The organism is Nonomuraea sp. NPDC003201, assembly GCF_053590415.1.
The window spans coordinates 39,045-47,137 of record NZ_JBSFTC010000058.1 but is presented as its reverse complement, the minus strand read 5'-3'; the positions used below and the strand labels follow the sequence as shown (position 1 = coordinate 47,137).

General features: G+C 72.8%; 6 protein-coding genes. 1 reads left to right on the top strand and 5 read right to left on the bottom strand.

What is annotated here, in order from left to right; translation table 11 throughout:
• Positions 1–2,314 (top strand): ATP-binding protein (locus ACWDX9_RS22105; RefSeq protein WP_449956861.1); only part of this gene is annotated, 2,314 nt, incomplete at its 5' end.
• A gap of 8 nt (positions 2,315–2,322) precedes the next feature.
• Here ACWDX9_RS22105 and ACWDX9_RS22100 read toward each other — a convergent pair.
• From ACWDX9_RS22100 to ACWDX9_RS22080, 5 genes are all read right to left on the bottom strand, one after another.
• Positions 2,323–4,188, bottom strand: coding sequence for a BTAD domain-containing putative transcriptional regulator (locus ACWDX9_RS22100; RefSeq protein WP_449956858.1), 1,866 nt, complete (start codon positions 4,186–4,188; stop codon positions 2,323–2,325).
• A gap of 101 nt (positions 4,189–4,289) precedes the next feature.
• Complete coding sequence (locus tag ACWDX9_RS22095; RefSeq protein ID WP_449956855.1) at positions 4,290–5,510, bottom strand: glycosyltransferase; 1,221 nt, start codon at positions 5,508–5,510, stop codon at positions 4,290–4,292.
• A gap of 138 nt (positions 5,511–5,648) precedes the next feature.
• A complete protein-coding gene (locus ACWDX9_RS22090; RefSeq protein ID WP_350723358.1) occupies positions 5,649–5,909 on the bottom strand; it encodes a GlsB/YeaQ/YmgE family stress response membrane protein in 261 nt (86 codons plus the stop codon).
• A gap of 39 nt (positions 5,910–5,948) precedes the next feature.
• Entirely contained in the window at positions 5,949–6,887 is a 939-nt protein-coding gene (locus ACWDX9_RS22085; protein ID WP_449956851.1) for a hypothetical protein, read from the bottom strand.
• A 302-nt stretch (positions 6,888–7,189) separates the two neighbouring features.
• A complete protein-coding gene (locus ACWDX9_RS22080; RefSeq protein WP_364244965.1) occupies positions 7,190–8,086 on the bottom strand; it encodes a sugar phosphate isomerase/epimerase family protein in 897 nt (298 codons plus the stop codon).
• Positions 8,087–8,093 lie beyond the last annotated feature (7 nt).

Here is an 8,093-nt window from a genome sequence, read left to right as displayed (position 1 = left end):
GGCGGCCGAGCGGGAGCCGCTGGACGAGCTGCTGCAGGCCCGGCTGGTTCAGCTGCTGGCCGCGACCGGCCGCCGGAGCGCGGCCAGCGACCATTATCTCCAGGTCCGCGCCCGGCTGGCCGAGGATCTGGGCATCGACCCGGGGCCGGAGCTGACGGCTGCGGGAGAGGACGTGCTGCGCCGTCCGGGCCCCCACGGGGCGCACGCGACCATGACCGGGCCCGCCGGGCCCACAGCGCGGCCGAGCACGATCAGGCCCATCCAGCCCGGAGCCTGGGCGAGCGTGGCCAGGCCCGCTCAGCTGCCCGCCGATCCGCCGGTCTTCGAGGGGCGTCACGCGGAGCTGGCGCAGCTGCCGTCCCTGGAGGAGGACCACGCCGGGCCGGACGCCGCGCAGGTCAGGGTCATCTGCGGCATGGGCGGCATCGGCAAGACCACCCTGGCCGTGCACTGGGCGCATCAGGTCGCCCACCACTACGCCGACGGGCAGCTGTTCCTGAACCTGCGCGGCTTCCACCCCAGCGACCAGGCGATGAGCGCCGGTGAGGCACTGGACGCGCTGCTGGCCGGCCTCGGCGTGGCCGCGGAGGAGATCCCGATCGACGTGGAGGCGCGGACCGCGCTGTTCCGCGACCGCGTCGCCGGACGGCGGATGCTCCTGCTGCTCGACAACGCCCGGGACGCCCGCCAGGTACGCCCGCTGCTGCCCGCGTCCCCCGGCTGCCTCGTCATCGTGACCAGCCGCAACCGGCTCGACGGGCTCGACAACGCCCACCCGCTGGTCCTGGAACCGCTGCCGGCCCGCGAGGCCGCCGACCTGCTGCGTGCCCGGCTGGGCGCGGCGCGGGTGGAGGGGGAGCCGGACGCGACCGCCCGGATCCTGTCCCTGTGCGGCGGGCTGCCGCTCGCGCTGGTCGCCGTCGCCGCCCACGCGCTGACCCACCCGTCCTTCACGCTGGCGTCCATCGCGGCCGAGCTGCGCCAGGCGCGCGGCAACCTGGACGGCTTCACCGGCTTCGACGCGACGGCGGCCCCGCAGGCGGTGTTCTCCTGGTCCTACCGCGCGCTCACCCCGGCGGCGGCCCGGCTGTTCCGGCTGCTCGGCACCGCGCCGGGGCCCGACATCAGCGCGTCGGCCGCGGCCGGACTGGCCGGCCTGAGCCTTTCCGGCGTGCGCCCGCCGCTGCTGGAGCTCACCGCCGCCCACCTGCTCACCGAGCACGTGCCGGGCCGCTTCACGTTCCACGACCTGATCCGCGCGTACGCCGCCGAGACGGCCGCCGAGGAGGAGGCGGATCACGATGTCACGGCCGCCCTGCACCGGCTGCTGGACCACTACCTCCGTACGGCGCACCGCTGCTCGGAGCTGATCAAACCGGGCCAGAACACGATTCCCTTCCCCGAGCCGCGGGACGGCGTCGCCCCGGACCCGATCGACGACACGGTCCAGGCGCTGGCCTGGTTCGGCGCCGAGGAGGATGCCGTCCTCGCCGCCGTCGAGCACGCCGCCCGGCTCGGGCTCGATCACCATGTCGCGCATCTGGCCTGGTCGGCGCATACGTACCTGATCCTGATGCGCCCCGCGGAGCGGGTGCTGGCGCTGGCGCGGACCGCGGTGCGGGCCACGGAGCGGCTCGGTGACCCGCGCATGCACGCCCACGCCCTGCACGCGCTCGCGTCGGCGTGCACGCGTGCCGGGCTGCCCGGCGAGGCGCACGACGCCTACCGGCGCGCTTTGAGCCTGTTCACCGAGCTGGGGGACGTGAAGGGCCAGTCCGTCGTCCATCTCGAACTGACCCGCCTGCACGACCGGCAGGGCCGTTACCAGGAGGCGCTGCGCCACGCGCGGCGCTGCCTCGTGCTGTCCCGCCAGGAGGGAGCGAGCCCGTTCGAGGAGGCCGGCGCTCTGAACGCGGTGGGCTGGGTGCTGATCCGGCTGGGCGAGCCGCGCGCGGGCCTGGCGTACAGCCGGCGGTCACTGAAGCTGCAGACCAACGTGGTCGGCCAGAGCTTCGTCCTCTACACCATCGGCTGGGCGCATCACCTCCTGGGAGAGCACCGTGCGGCGATCGACAACTACCGCAGGTCCCTGGCGCTGGGCGACGGCCAGAGCTGGCACGGTCGCGACCACGACGCTCTGGTGCTGGAGCGGCTCGGCGACGCCTGGCATGCCGCCGGTGATCCCGGCGCGGCCAGGTCGAGCTGGCGGGCCGCCCTGGAACGCCTCTACGACTCCCGGACCGAGGCCAGGGCGGCCCTCACCGCCAAACTCGACGGCGGATCACCCCAGGGGCAGGGCCGCCGGTCGCCGTGAGTGGTGCCTCAGCCCATGGGCAGGGCCGCCGGTCGCCGTGAGTGGTGCCTCAGCAGCCGGCTCAGCGCGGCGTCGCACTGTTCGACGCCTTCGCACACCCACGCCTGCCGCCTCGCGAACGCCTTGACCAGGCCGTGGTACCGGTAGGTCCCGCCCGGCCCGGCCAGCAGCAGGTGCGCGTCGACCAGCGACTCCAGCAGCCGGTGGGCCCGCGGTCGCGGCAGGCCGAGCAACGCCCCGACCGACTCCGCCGTCAGCTCGCCGTAGTCGGGCAGCGCGGCGAGCCGGAAGGCCGTGGCCTGCTGCGGATCGAGCCGGCTCTGGGCCAGCAGCAAGGGCGCCTCGATCAGCGCGCAGCCGTCGTTCGCGCCCGCGGGCCGGTACAGGTCGTCCTCCAGGCGCATGCGGACCTGCCGCACCGTCCAGTGCGGCCTGGCCTGCAGCAGGTCCGCGGCCACGCGTACGGCCAGCGGCTGGTGCGAGCACAGATCGACCAGCTCGACCGCGTCCTGCCGGTGCCCGAGGACCCGCCCGTGACCGGCCAGCCGGGCCAGCAGCTCCAGCGCGTCCGCCGGGGGCAGGGCGTCGAGCCCGATCCAGCGGGCGCCGGGCAGGTCGATCAGGTGCCGCCAGGTGGTGACGATCGCGGCACAGCCGGGCGCCGCCGGCAGCAGGTGGCGTACCTGGTCCGCGTCACCGGCGTCGTCCAGCAGGATCAGCACCCGCCGGTCGGCCAGCACGGTTCGCCACAGCGCCGCCCGCTCCTCCAGCCGGTCGGGCAGCCGATCCCCCGGCACGCCGAAGGAGCGCAGGAAGAAGCCCAGGACCTCGGCGGGGTCCGCCGGGCGACCGGCGGACGTTCCGAGATCCGCGTAGAGCTGGCCGTCCGGGAACCGGTCCCGCATCGCGTGCGCCGCCTGGACGGCCAGCGCGGTCTTCCCCACCCCGCCGAGCCCGGTGATCGCCACCACCGGCGTCCACCCGCCGGGACCGAGCGTGTCGTGGACGGCGGCCAGCTCCGCCTCCCTGCCCACGAAGCCGGGTGGCGCGGCGGGCAACTGGGCGGGCGGCCGCTCGGGCGCGACGGCCGGTCCCGGGCCCGGCACCGGCGGGTCGAGTCCGGGGTCCGCGCGCAGGATGCGCTGGTGCAGCTCGCGCAGGCCGGTGCCGGGGTCGATGCCGAGCTCCGCCGCGAGCAACCGCCGTACCTCGTCATAGGCGCCCAGCGCCTCCGCCTGCCGGCCCGACCGGTAGAGGGCGACCATCTGCAGCTCGCGCAGCCGCTCGCGCATGGGCTCGGCGGCGACGGCCTCGGCCAGCTCCTCGCTCGCCTCGGCGTGCCGGCCGAGCTCCAGGTCGAGCGACAGCCGCTCCTCCAGCGCGGCGACCCGGCGCTGGACCAGGCGGGTCCGCTCCTGGTCGACGTAGTCGCCGCGGGCCCCGCCCAGAGGCGGGCCCTGCCACAGCCGCAGGGCGCCGCGCAGCAGGCCGGCCGCCTCGGCCGCATTCCCCCGAGCCCGTACGGCCTGCGCCTCCCGCACCTGCCCGAGAAAGGTGTGCCAGTCCACGGACGCCGCGCCGGTGGAGATGACGTAACCGCAACCGGACGACCTGATCACCCGATCGTCGTCCTCGCCGGATGACACGACACGGCGCAGCCGGCACACATAGGTACGCACGACGGCCCGCGCGCTCTCCGGCGGCCGCTCCCCCCACAGCGCGTCCACGATCTCGTCGATCGACGCCGCCTCGCCCTCGCGTAACAGCAGGAAGGCGAGCAACGCCCGCTGCTGGGGTGCGCCGAGGTCGAGCTCCGCGTCACCGCGCCACCCCCTGACCGGCCCCAGCAGGGCGAACCGCAACCCCGTCCTCATGATCGATCGTTCCTCCCCCCATCGGTAAGACCCCTGGTCAGACCGCGGGAAATCGTAGGCCGCCCCTTGTGACCAAGGACTGACCGAAGTGTGACCGCGGCTCACCCTCGACGAGCCGCCACCAGTTCGGCGATCGACTCCAGGGCGTCGAAGCCGGCGATCTCCTCGCGCAGCTCCCGTGCGCGGGCGCGGTAGGACGGCGTCGACAGGACGGTGTTCACGGCCGAGCGGAGCGCGGCGTCGTCGGGTCGCGCGGTGGCCAGGTTGACGCCCGTACCGCTCCACTCGACCCGGGCGGCGATCAACGGCTTGTCCTCGGTGACGCCCGCGACGACGAGCGGGACACCGTGCCGCAGGGCGGTGTGCACCCCGCCGTAGCCACCGTTGGTGACCAGGAGGTCGGCATGGGGCAGCAGCAGGTCGAAGGGGATGAAGTCGGCCACCCGGGCGTTGCCGGGAACCGTCCCCATGAGGCTCCGCACGTCCTCGACGCCGCCCGGCCGCGCGGTGGCGGCGACCACGAGGACGTCCGAGTCGGCCAGGACGCGCAGTGTGGGGACGACCAGCTCCTCCAGGTCCACGTTCGCGAACGTCCCCTGTGTCGTCACCACGACCGGGCGGCCGTCCGACAGTTCCCTCCACCACGACGGCCGCTCGAAGGCCCCGGCGGGCGCCGACGGCAGGGGGCCGACGAAGCGGAAGGAGCTCGGGAGGTCGTCATGGGGGAACTCGAACCCGGGGACGGTCAGCTGCAGGTAGTGGTCGGGGACGGCGATCAGGCTGGTGAGCACGAACTCGGGAAGGCTCGCCCCGACCGACTCGAACAGCTTCTCCAGATGCTGCTGCGCGTCCACGTGGATCTCGGGGCCCCAGCCGGTCGCCGGGGGCGGCGGCGAGACGCCCACGCTGACGGTGATCGGACGCGTGTCCGGCCCGGAGGCCAGGGAGAGCGGCAGGGCCCCGAGGAACAGGTTGTCGGTGATCACCGCGGTGGCCGGGATGTCGGCCAGCAGCCGCCGCAGCGCCTCGTACTGGGCCGGAACCGGGTCGCCGAAGATGTGCTTGACGTCGAACCCGAGCTGGACCGGACCGGGAGGAAGCTGGCCGCGTTCGGGGAACTCCAGGTCCATCCGCCGGTCGTCGTAGTCGGCCTCCTCGGGGAGCGCCGTGAAGTACGCGCCGGCGGCCTCCGCACGCTCCTTGAACCTCGTGCCGCTGAGGAAGGTGACCTCGTGACCGCGCCGCACCAGATCGGCGGCGACGGTGAGGAGGGGAGCCACGTGCCCGTTGGCGGGCGTGGCGGCGATAATGATCTCGGGCATGGACATCTCCGCTGTCAGAACGTGAGAAACAAGCGGAGATCGTACGTTCGCCCTTGTGCATAACTAGTGACCAGATTCAACACATGCGAACGGCCGCCACCGGAGCCCGATGCTCCGGCGACGGCCGCGTCCGTGGCCTCAGGACCTGCTTTTCTTGCCCAGCATGCTCGTGGCGGCCGCCACGCAGGCGACGGCGAGGACGAGTTGCACGACGATCACCAGCCAGGTCTTCTCGCTGAAGCCGAACAGGTAGGCGATCCCGGTGCCGACCCCGGCGGCGACGATGCCCGCGGCGATGGTGGCGAACCAGCCGATGTCCTGGCGTCCGGGCAGGAGCAGCCGGCCGAGGCCGCCCACGACGGCCCCGCCGATCACGGCGCCGAGCAGGATGGTGAGCATTCCATTCTCCTTGTGTGAGTGTTTTCCGATGGGCCGGAGTTAGTTGCCGCTGTCCTGCTGGGCTAGGTCGCCGCAGGTGAAGCCCTCTCTGCGCTCGGGATCGAGCTGGATCCGGCTGAGGTTGGTGGTCTCCATGGGCCTGCGGAAGGTCTCGAGCTTGTCGCAGTCGTACATGACGTACGTGCCGTCGCTCTCGCCGAGCAGCATCATCCAGCGGCCGTCGTAGAGCGGCTTGTCGTCCTCGGCGCTCTTGACCACCGTCCACTGGTCCTGGAAGCCGACCGCGCCCAGCAGCTCGCTGGCCTGGCCGGTCTCCTGGACGTCGATCGCGCCTTCGACGAGGCTCAGGATGAGCAGGAACCCCAGGCCGACGCCGGTCAGACCGCCGACGATCACCTTCGTACCGGCGCGCCCGACGGGTTTGCGGCGCATGAGCCGGAACGGGATCAGGAAGGCCAGCACGCCCAGCCCCACCGCGACGACGACCATGACGAACAGGTCCAGCGTGCCGAAGATGCGGAAGATGCCCCAGTACGTCGCCCCGCACCACAGCGCCGCCGCCGTGGCGGCGATCCAGGGCCGCTTCCTGATCCCCTGGTAGAGCCTGTTCGCCGCGCCGCCGGTCAGCTTGTCGATCAGCCATGCCAGGCCGGCGATGACGCCGAGCAGCGGGAGGGCGACCAGCAGGAGCAGGACCAGGGTGCTCGTCAGCCGGCCGAGCAGGACCGACTGGTCGACGCCCACCTGCTGCGGGTTGACGCCGAAGACGGCGTACATCTGCTCGACGCCGATGTAGAGGACCGCGTAGAGCGCCACCGTGATCGGCACGACGACGGATCCGATGCGTTCGAGCAGCGCCATGACGCCGCCGCCGTCCTCCTGCGCCTGCTCCGGCTCCGGCTCCGGCTCCGTGGCGACGGCGCTCTCCGGAGCTTCGGGAGGGTACCGGTGCTCCGGCGATATCCGATGACTCGACATGGCCCACGACCGTAGGACCCGCCCGCATGCGGAACGTTGACGGCGCGTATACGCGGCGGCGGGGACGGGCCCGGGCCGCCTACTGCGGCTCGATGAGGTGATCGAGGAGGCGCACCCATCCCTTCTCCTCGAGCTTGCTGACCGCGTGGGAGATGCGGCTGGGCTTGGAGTTGGTCCAGTGCGCCGGCTCGCTCATGCGCATGGTCCGCTCAGGCGCCTCGGAGAGCAGGAACTGAATGGTTTCGCGCTGAAATAAACGCCGAGCCCGGCCCCGGGGGCGGGCCCGGCGGGTCCGAGTGTGGTCAGTATCGGAGCTTGCGCAGGTAGCGGTAGCCGACCTCCGCGGTCTGCCGGGGAGTCACGTCGGGAGTGTCGTTCTCGACGATGTACTCCTTCACCTGGTGCTTGTCGAAGATCCGCCGGAAGTCGATGGTCCCGGTGCCGAGGTCGGCCATGTCGCCGTCCAGGTGCCGGTCCTTGACGTGGAACTGCAGCACGCGCTGCGGCGCCCTGCGGATGACGTCGAGAGCGAAGCGCACCGGGTCGGCGGCGCCGCGTCCGACGCCGCCGGTGACCGCCCAGTAGATGTCGATCTCCAGGTGGACCAGGCGGGGGTCGAGCTCGGAGGTGAGCACGTCCCAGGGGGTCTTCCCGCCTCCGAGGTCGGTCGTGAACTCGTGGGCGTGGTTGTGGTAGCCGTAGCGCAGGCCGGCCGCGCGGGCGGCCTGCGCCTCGACGTTCATGCGCTCGGCCCACGCCTTCCACTCGTCCAGGCTGGTGGAGTTCAGGTAGGGGACGACCATGAAGGACTGGCCGAGGGTCAGCGCGTTGTCGATCTTCGTGTCCAGGGCGGCCTGGTCGGCGGTGAGGCCGTCGTGGCTGGAGCTGGCCCGGATGCCGAGCCCGTCGAGGAACGTACGGAGCTGCTTGGCCGTGCGGCCGAAGTAGCCGAGCGCGACCTCGATCTTCGGGTAGCCGGTCTCGGCCAGGTAGGCGAGGGTGGCGTCGTAGTTCTTGGCGAGGTCGTCGCGTACCGTCCAGAGCTGGATGCTGATCTGGTCCCGGGGGATGCGGTTCCTGCCGGGGTGGTGCGCGGTGGCCGCGGCGGCGGCCGGGGAGGCGGCGGCGACGGCGGCCGCCCCGAGTCCGAGGCCCGCGGCGAGCAGGGAGCGCCTGCTGGGGCCGTATCCGTAGCACATGGGGGGT